General features: G+C 55.0%; 22 protein-coding genes. 9 read left to right on the top strand and 13 right to left on the bottom strand.

Annotation, left to right across the window (positions count from 1 at the left end):
• Window positions 1-124 precede the first annotated feature (124 nt).
• Window positions 125-319, top strand: a complete 195-nt coding sequence (locus tag OHL19_RS22705) for a hypothetical protein (RefSeq protein ID WP_263360133.1) — start codon at window positions 125-127, stop codon at window positions 317-319.
• Between the two features lie 146 nt (window positions 320-465).
• The gene (locus tag OHL19_RS22700; protein ID WP_263360132.1) at window positions 466-1,122 is read left to right on the top strand and encodes a hypothetical protein; all 657 of its coding nucleotides are present in this window, start codon (window positions 466-468) and stop codon (window positions 1,120-1,122) included.
• A gap of 71 nt (window positions 1,123-1,193) precedes the next feature.
• On the opposite strand, the gene OHL19_RS22695 is transcribed toward OHL19_RS22700, so the two are convergent.
• Window positions 1,194-2,597 (bottom strand): PP2C family protein-serine/threonine phosphatase, encoded by a 1,404-nt coding sequence (locus OHL19_RS22695; RefSeq protein ID WP_263360131.1) that lies wholly within the window; start codon window positions 2,595-2,597, stop codon window positions 1,194-1,196.
• Between the two features lie 769 nt (window positions 2,598-3,366).
• On the opposite strand from OHL19_RS22695, the gene OHL19_RS22690 reads away from it, so the two are divergent.
• The gene (locus OHL19_RS22690; protein WP_263360130.1) at window positions 3,367-4,101 is read left to right on the top strand and encodes a response regulator transcription factor; all 735 of its coding nucleotides are present in this window, start codon (window positions 3,367-3,369) and stop codon (window positions 4,099-4,101) included.
• Window positions 4,102-4,153: 52 nt separating this feature from the next.
• Here the strand turns inward: OHL19_RS22690 and OHL19_RS22685 are convergent, their stop codons facing one another.
• Window positions 4,154-4,609 carry a hypothetical protein gene (locus OHL19_RS22685; RefSeq protein ID WP_263360129.1) on the bottom strand — a complete coding sequence of 152 codons (456 nt, stop codon included), beginning with the start codon at window positions 4,607-4,609 and terminating at the stop codon, window positions 4,154-4,156.
• Between the two features lie 545 nt (window positions 4,610-5,154).
• Here OHL19_RS22685 and OHL19_RS22680 point away from each other — a divergent pair.
• Window positions 5,155-5,838 (top strand): RNA polymerase sigma factor, encoded by a 684-nt coding sequence (locus OHL19_RS22680; protein ID WP_263360128.1) that lies wholly within the window; start codon window positions 5,155-5,157, stop codon window positions 5,836-5,838.
• Between the two features lie 597 nt (window positions 5,839-6,435).
• On the opposite strand, the gene OHL19_RS23210 is transcribed toward OHL19_RS22680, so the two are convergent.
• From OHL19_RS23210 to OHL19_RS22670, 3 genes are all read right to left on the bottom strand, one after another.
• Window positions 6,436-6,690, bottom strand: coding sequence for a galactokinase family protein (locus OHL19_RS23210; protein ID WP_396126824.1), 255 nt, complete (start codon window positions 6,688-6,690; stop codon window positions 6,436-6,438).
• Window positions 6,691-6,775: 85 nt separating this feature from the next.
• Window positions 6,776-7,039, bottom strand: coding sequence for a hypothetical protein (locus tag OHL19_RS22675; protein WP_263360127.1), 264 nt, complete (start codon window positions 7,037-7,039; stop codon window positions 6,776-6,778).
• A 219-nt stretch (window positions 7,040-7,258) separates the two neighbouring features.
• Window positions 7,259-9,673: a lytic transglycosylase domain-containing protein gene (locus tag OHL19_RS22670; protein WP_263360126.1), complete on the bottom strand. Its 2,415-nt coding sequence runs from the start codon at window positions 9,671-9,673 to the stop codon at window positions 7,259-7,261.
• A 197-nt stretch (window positions 9,674-9,870) separates the two neighbouring features.
• On the opposite strand from OHL19_RS22670, the gene OHL19_RS22665 reads away from it, so the two are divergent.
• Window positions 9,871-10,494 carry a sigma-70 family RNA polymerase sigma factor gene (locus tag OHL19_RS22665; RefSeq protein WP_263360125.1) on the top strand — a complete coding sequence of 208 codons (624 nt, stop codon included), beginning with the start codon at window positions 9,871-9,873 and terminating at the stop codon, window positions 10,492-10,494.
• Window positions 10,491-10,727: an anti-sigma factor family protein gene (locus OHL19_RS22660; protein ID WP_263360124.1), complete on the top strand. Its 237-nt coding sequence runs from the start codon at window positions 10,491-10,493 to the stop codon at window positions 10,725-10,727. Before OHL19_RS22665 ends, OHL19_RS22660 begins: the two co-directional genes overlap by 4 nt.
• A gap of 59 nt (window positions 10,728-10,786) precedes the next feature.
• Here OHL19_RS22660 and OHL19_RS22655 read toward each other — a convergent pair whose 3' ends face one another.
• Together OHL19_RS22655 and OHL19_RS22650 are read right to left on the bottom strand one after the other, a co-directional pair.
• Window positions 10,787-11,101 carry a hypothetical protein gene (locus tag OHL19_RS22655; protein WP_263360123.1) on the bottom strand — a complete coding sequence of 105 codons (315 nt, stop codon included), beginning with the start codon at window positions 11,099-11,101 and terminating at the stop codon, window positions 10,787-10,789.
• A 180-nt stretch (window positions 11,102-11,281) separates the two neighbouring features.
• Window positions 11,282-12,577, bottom strand: coding sequence for a M48 family metalloprotease (locus OHL19_RS22650; RefSeq protein ID WP_263360122.1), 1,296 nt, complete (start codon window positions 12,575-12,577; stop codon window positions 11,282-11,284).
• 309 nt (window positions 12,578-12,886) lie between these two features.
• On the opposite strand from OHL19_RS22650, the gene OHL19_RS22645 reads away from it, so the two are divergent.
• Window positions 12,887-15,130, top strand: coding sequence for a PP2C family protein-serine/threonine phosphatase (locus tag OHL19_RS22645; RefSeq protein WP_263360121.1), 2,244 nt, complete (start codon window positions 12,887-12,889; stop codon window positions 15,128-15,130).
• A 144-nt stretch (window positions 15,131-15,274) separates the two neighbouring features.
• Here OHL19_RS22645 and OHL19_RS22640 read toward each other — a convergent pair whose 3' ends face one another.
• Window positions 15,275-16,612: an inositol-3-phosphate synthase gene (locus tag OHL19_RS22640; RefSeq protein ID WP_263360120.1), complete on the bottom strand. Its 1,338-nt coding sequence runs from the start codon at window positions 16,610-16,612 to the stop codon at window positions 15,275-15,277.
• A 140-nt stretch (window positions 16,613-16,752) separates the two neighbouring features.
• Window positions 16,753-17,412 carry a DedA family protein gene (locus OHL19_RS22635; protein WP_263360119.1) on the bottom strand — a complete coding sequence of 220 codons (660 nt, stop codon included), beginning with the start codon at window positions 17,410-17,412 and terminating at the stop codon, window positions 16,753-16,755.
• Window positions 17,413-17,531: 119 nt separating this feature from the next.
• Between OHL19_RS22635 and hemQ the strand changes: the two genes are divergently transcribed.
• Together hemQ and nth are read left to right on the top strand one after the other, a co-directional pair.
• The gene (gene hemQ / locus OHL19_RS22630) at window positions 17,532-18,365 is read left to right on the top strand and encodes a hydrogen peroxide-dependent heme synthase (RefSeq protein ID WP_263360118.1); all 834 of its coding nucleotides are present in this window, start codon (window positions 17,532-17,534) and stop codon (window positions 18,363-18,365) included.
• Window positions 18,366-19,205 (top strand): endonuclease III, encoded by an 840-nt coding sequence (gene nth, locus OHL19_RS22625; protein WP_263360117.1) that lies wholly within the window; start codon window positions 18,366-18,368, stop codon window positions 19,203-19,205. It abuts the gene before it with no gap.
• A 179-nt stretch (window positions 19,206-19,384) separates the two neighbouring features.
• Here the strand turns inward: nth and OHL19_RS22620 are convergent, their stop codons facing one another.
• From OHL19_RS22620 to OHL19_RS22605, 4 genes are read right to left on the bottom strand one after another with little or no spacing between them, the layout of a single operon-like run.
• Window positions 19,385-20,188 (bottom strand): uroporphyrinogen-III synthase, encoded by an 804-nt coding sequence (locus tag OHL19_RS22620; RefSeq protein WP_263360116.1) that lies wholly within the window; start codon window positions 20,186-20,188, stop codon window positions 19,385-19,387.
• Window positions 20,185-21,114 carry a hydroxymethylbilane synthase gene (gene hemC / locus OHL19_RS22615; RefSeq protein ID WP_263360115.1) on the bottom strand — a complete coding sequence of 310 codons (930 nt, stop codon included), beginning with the start codon at window positions 21,112-21,114 and terminating at the stop codon, window positions 20,185-20,187. Before hemC ends, OHL19_RS22620 begins: the two co-directional genes overlap by 4 nt.
• Window positions 21,111-22,481: a glutamyl-tRNA reductase gene (gene hemA / locus OHL19_RS22610; RefSeq protein WP_263360114.1), complete on the bottom strand. Its 1,371-nt coding sequence runs from the start codon at window positions 22,479-22,481 to the stop codon at window positions 21,111-21,113. The genes hemC and hemA overlap by 4 nt, the downstream gene beginning before the upstream one ends.
• Window positions 22,478-23,314: a cytochrome C assembly family protein gene (locus tag OHL19_RS22605; RefSeq protein ID WP_263360113.1), complete on the bottom strand. Its 837-nt coding sequence runs from the start codon at window positions 23,312-23,314 to the stop codon at window positions 22,478-22,480. Before OHL19_RS22605 ends, hemA begins: the two co-directional genes overlap by 4 nt.
• Window positions 23,315-23,523: the final 209 nt, after the last annotated feature.

The following is a 23,523-nucleotide window of genomic DNA, read 5'->3' as shown; positions in this document are numbered from 1 at the left end:
GCGAGTTGGCGAACTCAGGATCAACTCATTGCCCACTCATTGAGTGGCGAGCGGAGCTGCTGCAGACTCATTTCATCCAACGGCGCGACCAGCCGGGGCGCCAAATCGAAATGGAGGAATTCACATGAAAAGGAACAGGGCTCTCGTACTTGCAGTCTCAATCTTCACCCTCATGCTGGCGGCAACCCCTCATCACGCTTTGGCAGCGGTCGACACCTATCTGACCATCGACGGCGTTGGGAGCGGTGAGTCCACATCGACACCACCACCGCACGAAACGACGTACTGGGAAGCATTTTGCTCCCTTTTTGGGGTTTAGGAGCAACGCAACATTCGCGCCTGAATACATTCGCGTCTGAATGCACTCGGGCTTTCGATAGCGCTGCATCTTCTAACTCTTCACCGCTGTAACCACCTGCGCAGCCGACTGCGGAAGCGCCAAAACCGAAATGATTGGAGTATCCCATGAAGAAGATTCATTGCACATTAGCTGGCACATTCGGTGCGCTTTTACTCGCGTTCCTGATCGTACCTAGTTCTCACGCTCAATGCGGCGGCCTTCGACAGGCGTCGGTAGCTCCCGCCAACTGGCATCCGCAATTCGGACAGGCCCGGCTTCTACGCGCATCACTTAACGAGGATAGGGATCGCGATGAGGACAGGGTATCCATCGTGGGCTTCTGGCATGTGAAATTCGTTTCCGATGGCATCACCACAGGCATACCGAATGGCATTCCCAAAGGAACAGAAGTGGACGCGGGGTACTCTCAGTGGCATAGCGACGGCACCGAGATAATGAACTCGGCAGGTCGCGCGCCGAATACAAGTTCCTTTTGCCTGGGTGTATGGGAAAAGACAGGTACGCGCAGATACTCTCTGAACCACTTTGCCGCAGCATGGGATCCGACCAAAGGCCCCGTAGGAGCGGCAGGACCGACCGGTGAATTAACCGGCCCCACTAGTATTCGTGAAGAAGTAACACTGGCCCCGAATGGAGAAAAGTTCACCGGCTCCTTCACGATCGATAACTATGACGAATCCGGTCATATGCAGAGCCACCTGGAGGGCTCGATCAGCGGAACCAGGATTACTGTAAGTACTCCACCATCAAGCATCTTCTAAGACATAGCAAACACTCGGCGCCTTCACCCCTGGAGTACCCAGGGGTGAAGGCCTGTTAATAGCAATTTCATTCACGCAAAATCGATGACAATAAACGTGATGTCGTCCGACTGGTGCGGTCCGGAGTTATCCTCGGACCAGGTGAGCACTTCTTTGAGCAAAGCATCGGCGAATTGTTCCGCAGTATATGCCTGCCACAACGCGAATACTTTGGGTAGCCTTGCATCTCCAAAGTCCAGGCCCACTGCACTCTCCGCTTCTGTCAGTCCATCGGAATAGAGCAGAAGTCGATCGCCTTGCTCAAACTGAATCTGGTTGGTAGTGAAGGACTCTTCCTGTCGGACACCGAGCAATAGCCCGGAAACATTCAGAGCCTCAAGTGTTTGCGATTTGCGATGCCACATGAGCGGTGCAGGGTGGCCCGCCGAGCTATACCAGCCAACGCCCTTCTGCACGTTCAGAGATACATAGACTGCCGTTGCAAACTCGCCCGGCGCTTCCTGACTGAGAGTCCTGTTTAGATCTCCAATAATACTGTCCGGCCTCTTGCCATTCTGAGCTCCGGCAAATACGCAGACCTTGACCATGGACGCCACCAGGGCAGCGGGAACACCGTGTCCCATGACATCTGCCACGATGATATCCATTGAGCCTTCATTGACAGAGCTTTCACTGACACGCGGAAAACCATAGAAGTCACCAGCGACGGCAGTCATGGGTGCATAGCGAGCAGCAACTGACACACCGGTCAGAGATGGCATCGACGGCGGCAAAAGCGCAGTTTGAATTCTCCGCGCCGCCCGCATCTCGTCCGTCATGGAAACCCATTCAGCTTCGTTCGCAGCAACACGTCGCGACACAACATAACCAAGACATATGGTCAGGATCATGAAGCCCAAAGGCTCCGAGATGGCCCTCATATTGCCTGCCCATAAGTGCGATATGTGATCGTAAGCAAAGGTCAGAAAGAACACCGCCTGTCCTACGAAGATAACCGGCCGATCCCGAATCTGCGGGGGCTGGTAGCCGGCAATGCGATCCACAATCAGAACGAGCGGCACTAGAATCACCAATGCGATTCCTGGTGACGGTATTGCATAAGTTCGCTCGTGCAATGTCAATAGGACGACGACGTACACTACCGCCAGCGCGTAGATCGAAGTGACCCATTTCGAAGAGAGTCGCCAGCCCTTCCCGTAAAACTCATGGAAAAGAAGAAGCGCTGGGATAATTGCAGCCAGGCCAATGAGCCTTACCACCACAACCAGCAACATTTCATCAAGGCTGTCGGGCACTGGAATCAAGACGCTGCGCAGCACCAGAGCAAGGCCATAGGGCGCGGCGAAGAGGCCGAACCACAACAGAATCCGTTCCCTCTTCAATGAACTGGAAAAATGAGCGCATAGAGATATCAGCCCCACCGTGAAGATAGCGCTTCCAGCCATCACCAGCAGGAATTCGCCCTGTAGAGACATTGTGAATCCCCTCGACATGTTGTTTGGATTCGCGGGCGAATATCTCACTTCGTCCGCTTGGAGCTCGTCTGCTTGGAGCAAGGACACAAACGACCTGCCGCTGAAGCAGCCAACTGTTCTCGCAACTACTCTGATGACCGGCGCTCGTCGCCCGGAGCGATGATGGAAGAGACCACCTCTGCGGTCGCTACGAGTCCAAAGCTGCTGTCACATCTTTGCCGCAGGCATAGCTGGACCGTTCAGCTTGCGGCGCATGAGCCAGGCGACGGTTTGTGGTTGCTATAGCTGCTCGCTCATTCGATCTCTCGTTCTCTCCTGAACGCTATTAAATTCCAAATTGGAGGCCGTGGTCTATCGTATGTTTCTATAGGCGGCGACATCTACTCTTCCAATTTCACGCAGCATTCATTTCTCTGGACAGGCCGACGTGGTGTGAGCATCTCTTGAGCATTCTGGCCGATGACGATGCGAGCTGAGGAGCGCAGAAAAGGGCCTTTTTCCGCGTCGTAATCTTCTTGTGGCCAAAGCGACCGACCCCCAAAGTGGAGGCCTGCAGAAAAACACAGGCTCTAAACTAATCAATCGAATGGTGCAGTGCAGGTACAAGAATTGATACACATCAGTTGACCGCGAAATTTGTACTCCCCGGTTCCAAGCCGAACAGACAGAGGCGGCCACGCTCAGTATCCAGCATTAACGCCAGCACTTAGTCAGTATGAGCACTTCGTGTTCAACTGACCTGGCCTCTTTAAATAGGAGGATGTTCAATATGTATACCAGTCACACAGTCCATATATCCGGTTTAACGAGCGAATGCACAAAACGCTTAGAGAAGTTTCTTACTGCGCAACATCTGTCCGTGATGCATCATGCCGACATCGAAGATTTTTTTTCAACGCCAGATGAAGCGGAGGCCTCCTGCCTGATCACAAACCTTCATCCGGAACACGATAGCATCTCCGTCACATTGCGCAGGCTGGCTGAGCGCCCAGCCCACCCTACAGTGATTCTCGTGACCAATTCGCGTGATATCTCCGGTGCCGTACGAGCCATGAAAGAAGGAGCGATAGAGGTTTTGGAAGAACCTATCAGTTTTATTCCGCTTCTATCCGCGGTATATGAGGCGCTTGAGCGCAATAAGCAGATTCGTGGACGGCGGTTTGAACGCATGGAACTCAAACGCAGATATGAACGGCTCACGAGACGCGAACGTGAGGTGCTTCCGCTGGTCTTGGGCGGGTGGCTCGTCAAGCAAGGCGCTTCTGTCCTGGGCATAGCAAATATCACGATGCAGCTTCATCGTGCGCAGATCATGAGGAAAATGGAGGCAAATTCACTGGCAGATCTGGTGAGGATGGGAGTAAAGCTGGGCGTCAGGCACGCAAATTCATTTAACCAGGAGTGCGAGAAGGGCGGATCGTACACACCGCATACGATCACAAGTACCACGCGCGTTCTGAAAATTGGTCGAGAAGTAAAAGTGCCCAGCAGTCAAGGCCGATAGACCCAAGGCCCAAGCATTGCAAGATAGATTATTCCGTATAGATCACCGCAGTTTACGAATTCTGCAAGCTAGGAAGATAAGTATCTATCCACGGCAATAATGCTCTGGCGCTTTTGGATTTAGTAAGTTCAAGACAATCCATTGCGCCAAGTGCCAGCACAAATCTTGTTGATATTGTTTTTTGACACACGACAAGTATTCGAAGCCGAGCATCTTGTTCAAATTCCTGCATCAGGATCGTCCATTCGCGGAGTGCAGAAATCGCCGGGCTATCCACAATAACAAGACCTATTCGATGATCACTCAACTTCTGATGCAGATCATGTGCCGAGGAACTCGCGTGAACGCAGCAGCCAAGCTTATCCGCAACCCGCTGATAGGAAGAGAGTCTCTTTCTGTCAGTTCCAATTACAAGAATGTTTGAACGCGCGCAAAACGAGTAATGAAAGCCATTGACCGTACGTCTACTCTTACCATCCTGCTCACCGTGATTATAGGTTGTGGCCATAGAGTGTCCCACAATGTTGAAGCCCACGATTCCTGGATAAACGATATCCCTAGGCTGCTATTTCGTGATTATCAAAAACGGCTATGACGTGATCGCGTGCTTCCATCTAATCTTCCTCCTGCAACTGCACTAATAGCGATGATCTTAGGGGTCTATCGAAATGATGTCTATTACATGTTTCCATAAGGTTCCGCAGAGGAGATCAGATCTCACGAAAGCAATAGAAAGACATAATAGTCAGCAATCCGGCGCAGAGTTAGGATCACAGTGTCATTGCAGTGAAAATTGCCATCCTGAAATTAAGGGTGAGGGTAAGGCACTTGAAATCAAGTGGTCTGGAGGCATCGTGATACATCTTCTAAACATCATTGCCATCCTGCTTCAGATGTACGCATTACAACGTTGTATAACCGGTGCGCGCAGACTGGTCGCTGTCGATCTTACCCGCAAGATACGGTAACCGGGTCGTGTTTCAACCTTCAGCGCTGAATCGAGCGATCTGAATGTGTGACCGAGCCCTGGTGAACCCAAAACAAGGAGACTTAATGAGAAATACATACCGCGAGAGAGAAGAGGAGCAGACGGCCTCCCTGACTTTGTGTACTGAGCAGAGATTGATTTCTCTGGCCAAAGACGGTGATAAGGCTGCTTTCGCAGAACTGTATCAGCTTCACGCGCATCGTGTGTTTCACGCTGTCCTGAGAATCACGAGGAATCACGAGGACGCAGAGGATGTGCTACAGGAGGCCTCATTAAAGGCCTTCATACATCTGAAAGGATTCGATGGAAGATCAAAGTTCTCAACGTGGCTTACTCGGATTGCAATCAATACTGCCCTCATGATGCTGCGGAAAACACGCGGTCGAATAGAGTTTACGATCGGGCCCGAGTATGAATCGGGCATCCTTACAAATCTTCAGCTAATCGACGAGACGCCCGACCCCGAACATCGAGCGCTTACCACAGAGAGGTCTGTGCAGTTGAACCGTGCAGTCAGGCTGCTGCCCTGGGCGTTACGTGAGTCGCTTGAGCTTCAACTCGCCGAAGAACTGTCGGTAAAGGACCTCGCGAATCGACAGGGGATTTCCGTCTCCGCCGCGAAGTCGAGGCTGTTCAGAGCGAAGAGGCAGGCCCGGCAATCGATGGTCAGATTTACCCTGTCGAAAGCAAAACCGGTAACCTTCGTATCTCCTACAACTACCGCGCAATCACGGATGGAGGCTATCTAAACCGATGTGCAGTGTGTGACAGCTTGTGCGTAATGCATACGGTACTAACCCAATCGCGCACAAGACACACCTGTTATCTGACATTGAAATTTTTCCACTTATAGCAACAGATATGCGACTAAGTAACACTAAAAAATACAGCTAAAGCGCTTTTATCGATAAAAGGAAGACGCTAGAATAACCGCCTGATCGCTGTGCGTGTCGTATCTGCGACCAAAGAACTCGATACGCTAACTGGATTCACACCGCTAAACGCGCTTAGTGCGACACATAAGAGGTATGGTGCGGGCGGAGGGAATTGAACCCTCACGGCCTTGCGGCCTGCGGATTTTCATACCACTTCGGCTTTCGCCGCCCCGCCAGCGGCGAGTTCGTGGTCTGGACTATCCCTTCACCATTCCTCACACGAGGTTTAGGTGCTGCCCGTCTAGTCTCTACACCTTCCCGGAAGTGTTTCCGGGCTTGGCTCGGGATTGCCTTATAAGGTTTCCCCGACTTTGAGCAGTTCTGCACCGCCAGTTTCCTGGCGGGCACTCAAGCTTGCTTAAGTCCGCTGCGTCTGCCATTTCGCCACGCCCGCAGAAGGTGGCTACCTGTTCAATCATAGAACAAGCTAGCTGCCATACACAGTTTTAAGTCCGCTGTGTCTCCCGATCTCATCATCCGGGCTCTTCTATTTACTATACCGTCAGAGCGCCAGCATCCAGAGCCCACGAGTTCCGCAAATGGAGATCCGAATCCACATTGCAGGACAATTCCTCCAGTGTAATCGGTATGCTCTCCAATCAGGTTGACCAGCGTGTGGTCGCGGTCATTTTCATCCGCGACATAATGGTAATGACAATGTTCCAATTCAGGGTTCGGCCTTCCGGCAACAAACCCTTCATCGGATGTAATCAGACGTAATAGTCAGTTTGCCAGTGCGTGTTCGTAGCTTCTATTGCGCCGCACGGTAGCGAATGCTATCTCCATCGAAGCCAAATTCAGCGGAGCACTCTTCGCCTCCGCAGATCATGGTTTCAAAGCCATGCAGTTGCCTGCGAGTGATCAGGCCGACCGTCCCGCAGCCTGGACACGCAAGCACAGCAACGAATGGATTATTGCTATGGCCAAGCGAGTTTGGCCCTTCGAGAAGAAAGACTGTCCCTGGTTCCATCTTGTCCGGGATCCATGCTTCGAGGAACTGCAACTCTGCTGTCATTCTTCCCTCCGTATGGGTGAATTCGACAGGATTGCGGCCAAAAGGTAAGCCGCAACAGTGGGTGGTTCGCAGCGAGCCGTGAAGTGGAACGTTGTTACGGTGATGCCTGAGTCTTTACTTGCACTCAGTCTTTCCTGTGTAGACGCTTTCGTCAACCAGAATCGATACAAGCTCAGGAGTATCGATGCAGGTTCCTGCGGTAGAGCAATCCTGCTATTCCTACTGCTGTGCCACTTGATTCTCTGGCTGCGCCGTCCTTGCCTGCGTCGATTGAGCGGATGAGGACTTGGTCTGCGCATACTGATCGATAGCACGATAGACATCCTGGTTCCGCATGATTGCCTGTACATAATCGCGTGTTTCCGAGAACGGTATGGACTCAACGAACTCATCGATGCCGTGATAAGGCCCCGCTGTTTGCCAGTCCGCTACTCGATTATCACCGGCGTTATAAGCAGCCAACGCATACTCGGTAACTCCTCCGAACTTGTCCAGCGTCTGACGCAGATAGCGCGTACCGAGACGAATATTCATAATCGGATCGAGCAATTGTCGCGGTTCGATACTGCCCAGACCCTCTTCGCGTGCCAGTTGACGGCCGACAGAAGGAAGCAGTTGCATGAGGCCATACGCATTGGCATGAGAGATCGCGCCAGGGTTGAACTCCGACTCCTGTCGAATAAGCGACGCCACCAGGTATGGATCGAGGCCATTCTTTGCAGACTCGGTGCGAATGGTATCCCAGTACACCTCAGGAAATAGAATGCGCCAGTATGCCAGCGGAATGGATTTGATAGGCGCGGACGCCGCATACGGAAGCGCGTGCTTTAGAACCCTCATGGCACGGAAGGTTTCTCCATACGACGCGTAGATTTGCGCCTCTGCAATGCCACTCCATGAAGAGCTTCCGGGGGCTGCCGCTATCTCCTGCGGAACATATTCCGTTAGGCCCGCATTCACCAGCAAATGAGCCTTGATAAGGTGTGGATCGCCTTCAGGCACCGTCGTATCCAACTTGGGTATTGCCGCAGGGACGTAGCTTTCAAGTCTAGGCACCGATGCAGGAGCGACATCCCCAAGAGCCACCAGCCGCTCCTTCGCCATCTGCGCATAGAAGTAATGTGAGTACGCTGCGATCAACGTGCGATAGTGTGCAGCCGCCATTGCAGGCTGGTGATCCTGCTGCTCGTAGAGACGCGCACGCCAGTAGAGAGCGCTCACCGTTTCCTTGGCGCCGGGATACTGACGAATCTGATCCTCAAATATCTTTGCGGCTTGTTCGTATTGCCCCTGCCTGTAGGACCACCATCCAGCTCGCCAATGAGCAGCCGCTGCATTGGTGTTCTGCGGAAACTGCGTCGCAAGATCGTAATAATAAGAAACCGCGCGCGGATAATCCTTGCGCAACAGGTACATGTTGCCACTCGAAAACAGCGCTTCTGCAAACCACTGGCTGCGCGGAAAATTGCTACGCAGTTGATCCACATAGGTGGTCTGAGCCGTGAGATCATCGCGATTGCGAGCGAGTTCCATCAGCAGGTAAAGCCGGCGCGCTCCATTCTCATCGTTGGTGGCTGCAAGAGCTTGAGCTTCGGCCACTGTAAGACGCTTCAGCTTGAGATCGCAGGCCGCTGCTGCCACTGCAAAGCTGTCATGCTGCACCGTATCAGGACTAATCTGTCGTGCGAGCGCATGATACTGTTCCGAGGCCTCTGCATAATGGCCAGCCTTGTAATATGCGTCCCCCAGGCTGCGCAACTCGGCTGCCGTAAGCGTCGACTCAAGCCCAAGCGAAGTCAGACGAGTACGAGATGTCTGCGCTTCGAAGCTGATGGGCCACGTTAACAGGATGTGCTTGTAAAGACGTCCTGCTTCCTCCGTTTGACCTTCAGCCTGAGTAACCTCGGCAAGCGCGAGCTGATAACCGGGACGGCTCGCCGCGAAGTCTCCTGCCGCAAGCACGCGACGAGCACCGGCAGTATCCTTCAATCCGAGAAGCACCTGGGCCTCAAGTTCCGGCACCTGGGCGGTAAAAATGCTGTCCGGATTGCGGGTCGCAAATCCCTTCAGGATGCTCTCTGCCGCCGGATCGTTACCGCCGTCGTGCTCAGCCTTGGCTCCCAGGTAGTCCGCATAATCGGCCAGCGCATCCCCGGTTGCACGTGCCTGGCGAAAATTCGACGCGGCTTCCACAAAGCGATTGTCGAGCAGATAGGCATGTCCAAGGGCGAGATAAGCTGTTGAGGCTGCTTCTCCCTGGTGCTGCCGAGCGTAACTTGCTACGCCAGCATACGCCGCCACAGTGCGGGTGGCTGCAAGTTGTTGAGCCATAGGACGCAGTTCGGTCGAGACAACGAATGCCTGCTTGTACTTGGCCGATCGAGCAGCACGCTCCGCAGAGGACACATGCCTGGCTTTGCCTCTGGTTTTAGCTGCTAGCCGGGACTTTGATCTTGTGCTTTTTGAGGTAGTTACAGCCGACTTGGCCTTATGGTGCTTAGCTGAATGGCTGGGAGTTTGCGCGAATGTGCTGCCCGAGGCGGCAATCAGCAACGCCAGAACCAGCACCGGCATCAGCCGTGAATTCATGCCGCAAAGCGTCCGAAATGGGGATTTCCAGAGAAACGGCCTCATATCTTCCACTCTAAGCCGATTCGCGGGCTTTGGTGCATACTGTGTTGCAGGCGAACCACTGGCGTAACGGAGTTATCTGGTCATCAATATGCACATAGACTCTTTGTTTGCACCGATGCTGTCCGTTACACTAGGGTTTTGATGGTGGATTGTAATCCGCCGAATGGAAAGGCAGCGATTTTTCGCAACCAACCTGAATGGCAACCATCCAAGTAACAGGAGAGAACGAGCAACATCCTGATGTGGCGCTGGTAGACAGTGCGCGCGGAGGAGACGTTCACGCCTTTGAAACGCTCGTCAATAAGTATGACCGGCAGATTTTCCGGATTGCGCAGCACATAACGCAAAACCGCGAAGATGCGCAGGACGTAGTTCAGGACGCGTTTCTCAAGGCATACGAGAAGCTGGATCAGTTCCAGGGAAATAGCAAGTTTTACACCTGGCTGGTACGGATCGCGGTGAATGAATCCCTGATGCGGCTGCGCAAGCGACGCACCGGGAAAATGGTCTCCATTGACGAGGATATTGAGACAGATGAAGGCAGTGTCCCACGGGATCTGGCCGATTGGAGTCCGAATCCTGAACAGAACTACGGCCAGGCAGAACTAGCCGAGATTTTGCGAAAGACTATCCAGGGATTGCCGCATGGATTTCGAATTGTATTTGTGCTGCGAGATGTGGATGGACTTTCTACGGAAGAAACAGCGGAAACGCTGGGCTTGAGTGTCCCGGCGGTGAAATCAAGGCTATTGCGAGCACGGCTTCAACTACGTGAGCGACTTAGCCGGTACTTCCGCAAAAAGAAGGCTGGTGAGAAGTGACTTGCACAGAATTTCTGGCACTGCTCGACGAATTGATTGATGATGCGGTGACGCCGCAAACCCGGACCCAGCTTCAAGAGCATTTGAAGGGGTGCGAGCATTGCGAAGTTACATTGAGCACCACGCGCAAAACCATCGACATCTATCGCTCACACGAAGTCTATGAACTGCCGACTTCCGTCAGAGAAAGATTGCACGCGGCCATTATGGCCCGCTGCAAAAACGGCTGTTAAGTCAGTAACATCGGGCCGAAACGGAGGCGCTCTCACGTCTTCGATTTCGGCCCATCCAGTTACATGGCCTTACGCCACCAGGCGGTTTTCTCAAAACCCAGGAAGTGCGTTTTGGCGCCTCGGGATAAATAGAAGTCTTCGGCTTCACTTCCCACAAAGGCAGAGCATTCGGGCCAGCTCCCGTCCTTGTCGAGCCGGGTAGATTTTTGATGTCCGTCCACAAGGATGATTTCATTGTCGGAACAGGCAATGACCTTTTGGGCTTTGAGACTAAAGGCTGTTCCGGGTGCAGCATCTGCCGGGATTCTGTTTGCCAGATTGGTGAGCAGGATGATGAAGAGAAAAGCCGCGGCAATCATCAGGATCTTTTTCATGGCAGAAGCGTGAACCGAAGCTTGAATTTTCTGAAGGCTGTCGCTTTCGGAAGACTCCCGAATCGGCCAGAACTGTCCCAGTCCAGAATTGTCTCAGTATAGTACGACGCAAGCCTGCGGCCCGCGAGCGCATGGGCGAGACTCGCCAAGTTGATTGCGCGATATTGAATTGCTTTATAGCTAGTTGCCATCTTCGCGACGGTGGAGCGTCGGCTTGTCGTCAGCGGTCGTGCTGGGATCGGTTGTCGTCGTCGATGTGCCGCTGGCTTTCCGCAGGGAAGGCTTTTTGCCATCCTTGGTATCCGTCAGTCGGCGCTTATTTTCGATACGCGCCAGACGCGCCTTCACGTCGTCGAATTCAGAGGTCGTGACGGTGTACTCATCCCGAGCAGGCAGAATATGGGCGATCTCTTCCTGGGAGTGCTCGATTCGATCCGGTGTCTGTGGATGATCGGAAAAGGCCTTCGAGACGATGCCGGGTTTGCGCTTTTCCAGCGCCTGAATCTTTTCAAAGAAGCTGACGAAGGCCTGAGGGTCATATCCAGCGCGATACATGTACTGAACACCCAGGTAATCGGCCTGCGCTTCAAATTCACGCGAGAACTGCAGAAAGGTCATCGGGATGCCGATATTGGCAGCCTCGTAGATGCCGTAGCCGGTCCAGCCGCCGATGAATATGAGTGGGATAGTGCCAAGCTGAGCATAGTTGGCGCGGGTCATCTGCCGAGCTGCGTGGTGAGCGCAGACGTGGGCTGTCTCGTGAGCCATAACACCGGCCAGCTCCGCTTCTTCGTCGGCGTTGAGAATGAGGCCTGAGTTGACATAGAAAAAGCCGCCTGGGAGAGCCATGGCGTTGATTACGTCAGAGTCAATGACCTTGATGGTAAACGGGACTTTGCAGTCGGAATTCTTGACGATGTTCTGGCCAATGCGATTTACATATTCTTCGACAACTGGATCGGTGATGAACTTGGTGCTCTTCTCAATCTCTGCCGCATACTGACGACCCATGCGAATCTCGGAATCCGTGGAGTACCAGTTGCCCACGCCGCGAGCGCCAATGTCGCGGTTTCCAACGGCGCTTACATCGTCGATGCTGCCGGGCTTGATGGTTTCCATGTGGCTGCCGGGCTCGGCGAGTACGGGTGTCTTTCTTTCCGCTGCGGCCTTGGTATCGTCTTTTGCCTTGTTCTTGAGTGTGGCATCGGGTTTGGAAGAATCAGCCGCGGGAGGGGTGTCTTTTCCTGAATCCTTGCTTGCATCGGCGCTGGTATCGGCAGGCTTTGCGGATGGCTGCCCTGCGGTCGATGGCTGGCTGGTCTGGGATTGCGGGGTCTGGGATTGAGCGGTCTGCTGATTGGGCGGGGCGGATTGGCCCGAGGCGCGCGCCGCGAGAACCAGTGGAAGGGTCAGGGCGAAACCAGCCAGCAGGATTCGCGTACACTCACGATTGGTAATCTGCATCGGTGTTCTCATGGTGATCGCTCCAATTCCGGCAACCGCTCTTTTCGTCGTATTCCCTCAACCGGGAGCCTGCACTGGGAACCCCGATCGCCATCACGCCTCTAAAACGAAAGTATGCGCCTTTTCTTCCGAGTCGTCGAACTGATTTCAACGTACATGAAAGTTTGTTTCACACGTCTACATTCGATATTGATGAACCAGATTGATGGACCCGCAGATGGACCAGCCCTGGAAACACAAAATCCTAGGCAAACGAAGTCTTCCCTTCTCTGCCGTTATCCGTTTGAAACAGAGGCTCAGTGCGATAAAGTTGAGGGCATCATGTTGGTGAACGACGGGTTGCGGAAGATTAAGGGCGGGGTGCGCGATTTCCTGAGGGGATTCGGCCTGATTGCCGTGCCTGGACTCCTGCTTGCCGGATTATGTCTGCAGGCTCAGGAGCCGACAAGTCTGCCGCAGAGTCCGCCGCCACATGATCATCCGGGGCCACCGCCTGGTTTACGCATATTTCGTCCGAATATCCGCGCACCCAAAGGAGAGGTGCCGAAGCCGGGTGAATCCATCAGTTTTGATGCAGGCCAGATGGGTTCGCCAATTGTGCTGGATAAAAACTGGCGGCTGGGAATCTCCGCAAGCGAAGACCCCGCCAAACCGGATTTTGATGATTCCCAATGGCCGCGGCGAGATGCGAAAGAGGCTCTGGCCGAGGTCGATGACTCGGCAGCGGATGAAAGCGGAGATAACGGGCCACCGCACGGCGACCAGCCGCATGGAAACAGGGCGCATGGAGATGAAGCCAGGCAGCATCCACCCCACGGGCATCCCTTTGCATGGTTCCGTATCCACGTGCAATTACCTGCGCATCATGGACCGCTGGCCCTGCTCGTCAAACTGCCGGTAACTCGAACGTCTCAAATTGCCATTGGAAGCGGTACGGTCGGCATGGATCTCTTTGCCGATGGCAAGCTGATCACGCCCGAAGGCCCGAATGCAACTTCGCCCGAAGCCTACCAGCCAATCTCACGGATTTATCAGCTCGACATTCCCTCTACCGATGACGACCTGGTCCTGGCGGTGCGCATCCCCTTCATGTCTGTTGGCATGGATGCTTACACCGGCTTTTTTGCGCATCGCACATTTCTGCTGGGTGAAAGCGATGACTTGCACTCTCATCTCCAGCTTTGGGATCACGCTGTTCTCTTCGAGCGCCTACCCACACTGATTGATAACGGACTCAAGGTTCTGCTCGGAATTTTCCTGCTGGCACTCTTCTGGACGCAGCGAGACCACCCGGAGTATCTATGGCTTGGGCTGCAACTGATCGTCGTAGCTCCGCTGGCTTTTGTGGATTTGATGGGAAATACAGCGCGGCTGGACATGATCTCGACGGCTGCGCTGTATGTAGAGCTGCTCCTGATCTCGGCGTACTTTTACTTCGAATTTCTAGTGGCCTTCCTGTCGCTGCGCACTCGCTGGTACATCCGGGCAATGCGTTACAGTTCGCCGCTCCTGCTCGGTCCGCTGATCGGATTTATCAACCATGAGAGGGCGATCATCGTCGCCCTGGTCTTTACGATTCTCTTTTCCGTTGTGTGGCTTATTGCATGGGTTCTGTTTACGGGTATCACGCTTACGGTGGCCGCCATCCGGCGAAACTACGAAGCGGCTCTGCTGCTGTTGCCTCTGCTACTGAGCATCGTGGGACTAGTGGAGTTGATGTCTACTGTTGCCTCCACGAGTTGGCTGGGAACTGCGATGCAGTCTCCGCTGACATTTCAGGCGGGGCCGGTGCCGATTCACTTCTCTTCGGTGGCGGACTTTGTCGGCGTGTTTGTCATCATGCTGATCATCTTCGTTCGGTTTCAGCGTATCCATCGGGAGCGCGAACGGGCATCGAGTGAACTGGCTGCGGCGCGAAGCGTGCAGGAACTGATGATTCCGCGCGAATCTCCGCGTACGCCGGGCTTTTTTGTGGATACGGTATATACGCCGGCGACTGAGGTAGGTGGAGATTTTTTCCATATCCAGCCGATACCGGATGGCGGACTGCTGGTCGTGATTGGCGATGTTGCCGGACACGGGTTGCAGGCGGCGATGAACGTGTCCATGCTGATGGGTGCGCTGCGCAGATCGCCGCAGACGCAGCCGGGGCAACTGCTGTCCGCACTGAACGAGGTGCTGGTCGGCAGTTCAAGCCTGACTACGTGCGAGGTCGCTCTTTTCTCTGCGAATGGCGAGTTAGTAGTGGCCAGTGCCGGGCATCCGCCACCATACCTGAACAGCCAGGAGATTGTGCTGCCAGGCGGGCTGCCGCTCGGCGTCATCCCCAACGTGGAGTATGAGGAGACTCGGCTTTACCTGCATCCTGGCGACCGCTTGTTGATGATGTCGGACGGAGTGGCGGAAGCTCGCAGGGCAAACGGTGAGTTGTTTGGATTTGACCGAGTGCGGAATTTCAGTAATCAGTCGGCGTTCTTTATCGCAGATGCGGCTAAGGCTTTTGGGCAGGAGGATGATATTACGGTGCTGACAGTGAAAAGGCTGGCCACAGCCGTGGCAGCTTAATAGTCCTGGAAATTGACGCTTTGAAAGCAAATGCCTCATCCGCCAGGATGAGGCATTTACTTTTTGCGATGAGGCCTTTGCTTTGTAACGAGGCCCTTGTTTTTTGACCGACCAGCGGGAGGAGTCCGCCGCACGGCAGGTGCGTTAGTCGTAGTATTCGAGGCCGAGGTGAGTGATCAGATCCTGACCCATGATATGCCGCAGAGTGTTCTTGAGCTTCATCAATTGGATGAACAAATCGTGCTCAGGATAGAGGCCTGGCGCGGTTTGTGGGGACTTCCAATAGAAGCTTAGCCACTCCTGGATTCCGAGGTTGGCAAGCTGCGGGGTGCGCTTGGCGAGGTCGAGGAAAAGGACCAGATCGAGCGCAATCGGGGCGGCGAGGATGGAGTCGCGGCAGAGAAAATCCACCTTGATCTGCATCGGGTAGCCGAGCCATCCGAAGATGTCGATATTATCCCAACCCTCTTTATTATCACCACGCGGCGGATAATAGTTAATGCGGACTTTGTGATAGAGATCCTTGTAGAGATCAGGGTAGAGTTCGGGCTGGAGGATAAAGTCCAGTACGCCGAGTTTGGACTCTTCCTTGGTCTTGAAGGACTCTGGATCGTCCAAAACTTCGCCGTCGCGGTTGCCGAGAATGTTGGTGGAGTACCATCCGGCAACGCCGAGCATACGGGCTTTGAAGGCCGGGGCGAGAACGGTCTTGATAAAGGTCTGGCCGGTCTTGAAGTCCTTGCCGGTGATCGGCGCGGAGTTGAGACGGGAGAGCTCGACCATGACAGGAAGATCCACGGTGAGATTCGGTGCGCCGTTAGCGAATGGCACGCCTTCTTTCAGAGCGGCGTAGGCGTAGATCTGTGAAGGAGCAATCGATGGGTCGTTGTCCACGAGGCCTTTTTCAAAGGCGGCAATGGACTGGTGAACGGCCGTTGGTTCAAGGAAGATCTCAGTCGAGCCAGCCCAGAGGATGACTACGCGATCCACGGTCTTTTTAAAGGCCTGGATGTCTGCAATGATCTGCATGGCGAGGTCACACTTGTGCTTGCCCTTTTTCACATGCGTACCGTTGAGGCGCTTGACGTAGTGCTGGTCAAATACGGCGGGCATGGGCTTGATAGCTTCAAGGAACGGCTTGATCTGCGCGAGGTGATCGTTGTCCAGAACCTTGGCGTGTGACGCAGCCTCATAGACGTTTTCGTCGAATATGTCCCAGCCAGTGAAGACGATGTCGTCGAGGCTGGCAAGCGGGGCAAAATCCTTGATGAGAGGGTGATTGTTCTCGGTACGCTTGCCGAGGCGGATGGTGCCCATCTGGGTCAGCGATCCAATCGGCTTGGCCAGGCCTTTGCGAACAGCTTCGACTCCGGCGATCAGCGTGGTGGCGACGGCACCCATGCCGACGACCATGACTCCCAGCTTGCCTGTTGCGGGCGCTATTTCAGCGGTCTTGTAGCCGCCTTCCTGTTGTGTTGACATGTACTTTCTGACCTTCCCTTCTATTTGATTCCTTTTTGAATCTCGGATTGCATTTGTCTTGCAGGTTAGATTGCACGGGTTGGCATGTATTGAGCCGATAGCTTGCACGACCCATAGGGATTCGGTTCAAGCCGCTCGGTTCAAGCCTCGTTGAGACGTCGTCCTCGTTTAAGATGACTCCAGACAAACCAAATGATCGCGGCGACCAGCGCCAATTCTACGACCAGGTGGAAGCGGTGGAACCACTCGTGAAAGCGCGGATCGGTGTTCCAACGATCGCCGAGCTGTTTGCCTACATAAGCGAGTGCGAAACACCAGGGCCAGGAGCCGATGAAAGTGTAGATGTGAAAGCGCAGTTGCGGCATCCGGGCAATGCCAGCAGGAAACGCAATAAAGGTGCGAACGACAGGCAGTAGACGGCCGAGCAGAACAGTGATGGAGCCGTACTTGACGAAAAAGTGCGTCATGCGGTCGAGATCGTGATGGCTCATGAGAACGAATTTGCCATAACGCTCGACGAGCGGACGACCGCCCAGGGCGCCTATCCAGTAAGCGATGAAGGAGCCCAGATTGCAGCCGATTGCCCCGGCTGTGGCTACCCAGATGAGCCCCATCCAGGCGTCCCCGGCACCGAAACGGCCTGTGGAAACGAGATAGCCCGCGAAGGGCATGATGATTTCGGAGGGCAGTGGGATACAGGCGGATTCAATTCCCATCAGCAGGCCGACACCTGCGTACCCGGTGGATGAGATCGTCCAAATAACAAACTGCACAATGCTGGCAAGAAGGTGTTCGGTCACAGCTACCAAGTATAACTGCTGACCGTGACACAATTTGCGGTGGAGGCCATTGTGAGCGGCAGACGGGTCAGCACAGTGCTGGTGCGAAGCGTTAAGCTAGTTGGAGAAAGGGACTTACCTTGGCTGATTCTCCCGCAGTTCCTCTTACGATTGAAGGTTCCTATATGTTGCACCAGATCTTCCGGTTTAACTGGAAGGCCTGGCGGGCTCTTTCCGCTGCTGAGCATACCCGCATCACCTCCGCTGCTACAAAAGCGCTGAACGATCTTGCACAGATATCCGATGGTGGTCATACGTATCAATCTGCCTTGTTTTCCCAGCTTGGGCAGAAGGGCGACCTGATGCTGATTCACACGCGAAGTTCAGTGGAAGCGCTGAACGTTGTGGAGCTGCAATTGGCTCAAATGGAGTTTTACGACTACCTGGAGTTGAGCTACTCCTACCTGTCGATTGTGGAGCTGGGGCTGTATGAGTCCTCGGCAAAAACATATAACGGTCTGGCTGCAATGGATGTCGCGGCGCACTCTCCTGAGTGGAAAGCTTCCATCAAAGACACGTTGGATCGTCAGGCAACAGCGATGGCGAGTCGGCTGTACCCTGCGATTCCTGAAGCGAAATATGTCTGTTTTTATCCGATGGATCGCAAGCGCGGCGAAGATGTGAACTGGTACATGGTGCCGATGGCCGAGCGACAGCGGATGATGCATGAGCATGGCATGATCGGACGCAGATACGCAGACGAAGTTCGGCAGATTATTTCAGGATCGATTGGTCTGGATGACTGGGAGTGGGGTGTAGATTTGTTTGCGAACGACCCTGTGGTCTTCAAGAAGCTGATCTATGAGATGCGCTTTGATGAAGTAAGCGCGAAGTATGCCTTGTTTGGCACGTTCAATGTAGGGATTCGGCTGTCGATAGAGAAACTGGAAAGCTGGCTCTCGGGGAGCATCTAAATGGCGACGAAAGCTACGGTAGCAAAAGCGAAGAACAAGCCCGCGCCTGCTTTGAAGAAAGCTGTCAAAAAGGCAGTTAAGAAGGCTGTCAAAAAAGCGGCAAAGAAAGCTGCGGCCAAGGCTTTGCCCGCGAACCGGGAGCCTGTTGCCAGACGGGCGAGCAGTTCCCTGCCCAAGCGGCCGGCTGCTCGTCGCGATCTCGATCCTGAACGCATTCAGTCGATTCTCGATATTTTGCGTGAGACTTATCCGGATGTGGAATGTGCGCTGGTGCATAGCTCGCCGTGGCAGTTGCTCGTGGCGACTATTCTTTCGGCGCAATGTACGGATGTTCGCGTGAATATGGTGACGCCCAAACTGTTTGCCACGTATCCCACGCCACAGGCTATGGCTGCTGCTCCGATCGAGTCGATTGAAGAGCTGATTCGCACGACAGGGTTTTATCACAACAAAGCCAAGTCGATTCAGGGTGCAGGGCGCGTGATCGGCGAGAACTTTGGAGGCAAGGTTCCCCAGACGATGGCAGAGTTGTTGACGGTTCCAGGCGCGGCGCGGAAGACGGCGAACGTTGTGCTGGGCGTGGCTTATGGCAAGGCCGAGGGAATTGTCGTCGATACGCATGTCTTCCGCGTGTCGAGGCGGCTGGGCTTAACGCGAAGCGAGACTCCGCAGGCGATTGAACAGGATCTGATGAAGATCATTCCCAAGGACCGATGGATTCAGTTTTCGCACGAGCTGATTCATCACGGGCGGCAGATTTGCGATGCCCGCAAGCCAAAGTGTGCGGCCTGTCCGCTGGAGACTTTGTGCAATGCTCCGGATAAAACCTGGAGTTCTTAGACGGGGGATTTGTTATCCCGTGCTAGCCACAAGAACAAAGATGTGGCTAGCTGATGTGGCGAGCACAGGGCAGCTGGAAAAGCGGATTCCCTTCGGGAATGACAGACAGAAAACCAAGTGCAGATCAGTACCCGAAGTCTATTTCTCTTGAGATAAAAACGGGCGCTCGGTTCCTGAATTTAGCGGGACAGGGCTTTTACTACTGCTTCGATCAGTCTGGGGATGTCGGAGGCTTCGGCTTCTATGGCTGGTTCCCAGCCCAGCTCTCGCAGGGTAGCGGATGTGACCTGGCCGATGGAGATGGCTGGGACGCCTTTAAGAGGAAATCCAATGCCCACGGCTGTGGCCACTTCGGCGAGATTGCGCACGCTGGAGGAGCTGGTGAAGGTGGCTGCATCGAGCCCGGTTTCCATTGCCTGGCTGAGAAGCGCGTGCGACTCTTCCGGCAGTACCGTCTGATAGGCATCGACCACAACGACGTCCGCGCCAATCTTGGAGAGCGCTTCGGGGATGACATTGCGAGCTATCTTGGCGCGGGCGAAGAGAACGCGTTTGCCCGCGACCGAATTGCCCAAAGCGGTAACCAGGCTCTCAGATACATAGGTATCCGGCACCAGCGTGACGCGGAAGCCAGCTTTGCGAGCGGCCTCGGCTGTGGCGCTGCCGACAGCGGCGACGCTGAGTAATTCTATGGCCGAAAAATCGATGCCAAGATGAGCGCAGCGAGCAGCGAATGTCTGAACCGTATTTACGCTGGTGAGAATGAGCCAGTTGAAGGAGCTGATTTTGCGGAGCGCCTGATCGAGAGGGTCGAAGGAATCGGGCGGGCGAATTTCAAGAACGGGGACTTCCACTGGTTCCGCGCCAAGGGCTCGGAGGCCATCGCTCAGTTTGCCCGCTTGCTGAACAGTGCGGGTGACGAGAATTCTGCGGCCGACGAGAGGTTGGTCGTTTGCGTTCGGCGAATCGGTCAATGCGGTCAATGTATCCCAATTCCTTGAAACAGTTGGCTTGCGCCTTGATTTAAGAGTACGCCAGCGACCTCATGGCCTAGTTCTTCGGCGGAATCTCCCGTGGCATAGCCGCGCAAAATACGGTTGCCCTCGGGGTCGGAAACCAGGCCAAGTATCTCAAAGAAACCAGGGCGATTTTCTGCCAGTTCACCAGAAATGCGTCGGCAGTGAACTCCGATAGGAACCTGGCAGCCGCCGCCCAGAGCAGCCAAAGCGGTGCGTTCGGCGGTGACGGCGAAACGGGTGGCGGAGTCGTCGAGGAAGGCGATAGCTTGCATGGTTACGGCATCGTCTTTACGAGTCTCGATACCCAGAGCGCCCTGCCCTGCTGCGGGGCAGACGACTTCGGGTTCGAGACGTTCGCGAATCCATTCGGTCTTTTCGAGGCGATCCAAACCGGCGGCGGCGAGAATGATAGCGGCAGCCTGACCCTCACCAAGTTTGCGCAGGCGTGTGTCGACATTACCGCGAAACTCGATGAATTCGAGGTCGGGACGAAGATGGCGAAGTTGCGAGCGGCGGCGCAGGCTGCTGGTGCCGACTTTCGAACCGGCGGGCAGATCGGCGAAGGTGGCGAAGTCTTTTGAGACCAAAACATCGCGGGGGTCTACTCTGGGCGGGGTCGCGGCCAGGGTAAATTGCGCGGGGAGTTCCGTGGGCAGGTCTTTGAGGCTGTGCACAGCGAGATCGACGCGTCCTTCGGCGAGAGCTTCTTCGATTTCGAGAGTAAACATGCCCTTCGATCCGACCTGAGCAAATGTGACCTCCTGCATGCGATCGCCGGTGGTTTTGATAACTTCGATTCCGACAACATGCCCCTGCTGGCGCAGAAGATCGGCGATGTGATTGGCTTGCCAGAGAGCGAGTTGCGAACCACGGGAACCGATGCGAATCACGAGCGGATTTTCTCCAATTCGGCTGCGAGTTTTTCAGCCATTTCAGGGGCTACAGCCAGTGGGATTTGCGCGTCGGATGCAGGCGATACGTCCGATGCGGTTGGCGCAGCGAGCGAGTAGGTTTCGCGGATAGCTTCGACGCGGGCCATATCACCATCGCGTGCGGCCTGTTTGAGCGCCTGCATGGGCGGATGGAGAAATTTATTGACGAGCGACCGGCTGAGCGACTCGACGGCTGCGGACTGCTCTGCGCTTAAAGTGCCGAGGCGGGCCTGGATACGGCGCAGTTCGGCCTGGCGGAATTCTTCAGCGCGCTGCTGTAAGGCAACAATGACCGGAGCTACGTTTACAGTGCGGAGCTTAAGGTGATAGCGCTCGACCTCGGCAGCGATCATAGTCTCGGCATCGGCGGCTTCGCGGGTACGAGCCTCAAGATGGGCCGCAGCCATGGATTGCAGGTCGTCGATGTCGTAGAGGAAGAGTCCTTCGAGGCGATTCAGGGCCGGGTCTACGTCGCGAGGAACAGCGATGTCGATGAAGACCATGGGCCGGTTCTTGCGTTTGTGGAGAAATGCCTGGCCGTGTTCGCGGCGAAAGATGGGGTGTTGCGCGCCGGTGGAGGTGATGATGATGTCGGCTTGGCTGGTGGCTTCGTACAGGTTCTCCCAGGGAACGACCTGGGGCACGACTGCTCCGTTGAAAGTATCGGCGATGCGGACGGCGCGTTCGAGGGTGCGGTTGGTGAGCAGGATGGTGCTTGCTCCCTGGCGAACGAGGTGGCGGGCAGCGAGTTCGCTCATTTTGCCTGCGCCTACAAGAAAGACTTTTTTGCCGGCGAGGGAGCCGAAGATCTTTTGCGCTAGATCGACGGCTACGGATGCGATGGAGACGGTGCTGGTGCCTATTTCCGTTTCGGAGCGGACTTTTTTAGCGGCGGCGAAGGCGGATTGCAGCAGTGGTTCAAGCTGCGAAGAAACCGTGCCTGCTTCGCGGGCCACGGTGTAAGCCTCTTTGACCTGGCCGAGAATCTGGGGTTCGCCGACAACCATGGAATCCAGACTGGAGGCGACTCGGAAGAGATGCCGGATCGCTTCAAGATCCCGGTATTCGTAAATATGAGGCCGCAAAAGAGCGAGGTCGATGGAAAAATGCCGTTGCAGGAAGAGGCTGATGTCTGCATCTGGGGAATCGGCGGCGGTAAGCAGCTCGACGCGATTGCAGGTGGAGAGAATCATAGCCTCAGAGATGCCTGCGCTGCCTGCCAGGGATTGCGCGGCCGCGGCCAGAGCCTCACGGGGAATGGCGACCTGCTCACGCAGCTCGATGGGGGCCGTTTTATGGTTGATGCCCAGCAGAATTAAGTTCATGGCGCGGGGAACCTGTGAACCTGGCTGAACTGATTGGCGGCCCAGACGACCAGCATGACGACGAAGACTCCGCTGGAAAGGTAGGCAGCGCGGCGGCCACGCAGACCGGCGCTGCGGCGGATATGGAGAAGGACGATATAGAGGATCCACATGGCGAAGGAAAGCAGCACCTTGGGATCGAAGAAATAGGCTGCGCCGACGCTTTCCTGGGCAAGCAATGAGCCGACAAGCAGGCCAAGCGTCATGCAGGGAAAGCCGAAAAGCAGGGTCGAATGGGCAATGCGCTCCAGGGTATCGAGGGGCGGCAGCCGGTCAAACCAAGAGTTTTGCGCTCCCGAGGCTGCGAGGACGTAGCGGCTCTTGAGACGGCGCTCCTGGGCCAGATAGAGAAAGCTGGCGACCATGCTGAAGGCCAGCGAAGCATAAGCCGCGAGCAGAAAGGCGATGTGGACGACCAGCCAGCCGATGCGAACTCCAGCGGATGGGAAAGCATAGCGGTTTGTTCCCAGAGAGGGTACAAAAACGAGCAGGAAGGACGCCGGGAGCGCGAAAACTCCGAAGGAGACAGTGCCGTAAATGCGGCTGATGGCTAGAAACAAGGCCGCTATGAGCAGCGCTAGAAGGGATTCAACTTCACCGTAGCCAACCGGGACCCAGCGATGAGCAAGGCCGAGCATTTCCGTGGCTGAAACGAGATGGAACAGGAAGGCCAGGGATGCGGCGGGCAGGCAGATTTTGCGCCAGCGCGGAAAGGCGTAGAGCACGGCGGGTAACGCCGTAAGGCTTGCCACTGCGTACAGAATTGCCGCTACTCTGAGCCAGACGAGGTACATGCTACTCCGACGATATAGATTGACTCTTCAGTATACGGTGATGCGGCACACAGAGCTTTGGGTGCGTAATTCGGGATTTCGGCGTTTCTGAAGGGGGTTGATGCATCGGATGACTGAAAGCAATGACTGGGGCCGGGTGAGCTATCGGAGAGAATGCCGTTCACGTTAAGCTGGAGAATCAACGTGACAAACGATCCCCAGTTCGATCC

This window comes from Acidicapsa ligni (assembly GCF_025685655.1).
Classification (GTDB): domain Bacteria; phylum Acidobacteriota; class Terriglobia; order Terriglobales; family Acidobacteriaceae; genus Acidicapsa; species Acidicapsa ligni.
The sequence above is the reverse complement of the archived record's forward strand: the minus strand, read 5'-3'. Positions and strand labels throughout refer to the sequence as shown.

What these genes read in the sequence shown, in the direction of transcription:
- OHL19_RS22705 (WP_263360133.1), top strand. Translation starts at nt 125, where the DNA reads ATGAAAAGGAACAGGGCTCTCGTACTTGCAGTCTCAATCTTCACCCTC.
- OHL19_RS22700 (WP_263360132.1), top strand. Translation starts at nt 466, where the DNA reads ATGAAGAAGATTCATTGCACATTAGCTGGCACATTCGGTGCGCTTTTA.
- OHL19_RS22695 (WP_263360131.1), bottom strand. Translation starts at nt 2,597, where the DNA reads ATGTCTCTACAGGGCGAATTCCTGCTGGTGATGGCTGGAAGCGCTATC.
- OHL19_RS22690 (WP_263360130.1), top strand. Translation starts at nt 3,367, where the DNA reads ATGTATACCAGTCACACAGTCCATATATCCGGTTTAACGAGCGAATGC.
- OHL19_RS22685 (WP_263360129.1), bottom strand. Translation starts at nt 4,609, where the DNA reads ATGGCCACAACCTATAATCACGGTGAGCAGGATGGTAAGAGTAGACGT.
- OHL19_RS22680 (WP_263360128.1), top strand. Translation starts at nt 5,155, where the DNA reads ATGAGAAATACATACCGCGAGAGAGAAGAGGAGCAGACGGCCTCCCTG.
- OHL19_RS22675 (WP_263360127.1), bottom strand. Translation starts at nt 7,039, where the DNA reads ATGACAGCAGAGTTGCAGTTCCTCGAAGCATGGATCCCGGACAAGATG.
- OHL19_RS22670 (WP_263360126.1), bottom strand. Translation starts at nt 9,673, where the DNA reads ATGAGGCCGTTTCTCTGGAAATCCCCATTTCGGACGCTTTGCGGCATG.
- OHL19_RS22665 (WP_263360125.1), top strand. Translation starts at nt 9,871, where the DNA reads ATGGCAACCATCCAAGTAACAGGAGAGAACGAGCAACATCCTGATGTG.
- OHL19_RS22655 (WP_263360123.1), bottom strand. Translation starts at nt 11,101, where the DNA reads ATGAAAAAGATCCTGATGATTGCCGCGGCTTTTCTCTTCATCATCCTG.
- OHL19_RS22650 (WP_263360122.1), bottom strand. Translation starts at nt 12,577, where the DNA reads ATGAGAACACCGATGCAGATTACCAATCGTGAGTGTACGCGAATCCTG.
- OHL19_RS22645 (WP_263360121.1), top strand. Translation starts at nt 12,887, where the DNA reads ATGTTGGTGAACGACGGGTTGCGGAAGATTAAGGGCGGGGTGCGCGAT.
- OHL19_RS22640 (WP_263360120.1), bottom strand. Translation starts at nt 16,612, where the DNA reads ATGTCAACACAACAGGAAGGCGGCTACAAGACCGCTGAAATAGCGCCC.
- nth (WP_263360117.1), top strand. Translation starts at nt 18,366, where the DNA reads ATGGCGACGAAAGCTACGGTAGCAAAAGCGAAGAACAAGCCCGCGCCT.
- hemA (WP_263360114.1), bottom strand. Translation starts at nt 22,481, where the DNA reads ATGAACTTAATTCTGCTGGGCATCAACCATAAAACGGCCCCCATCGAG.
- OHL19_RS22605 (WP_263360113.1), bottom strand. Translation starts at nt 23,314, where the DNA reads ATGTACCTCGTCTGGCTCAGAGTAGCGGCAATTCTGTACGCAGTGGCA.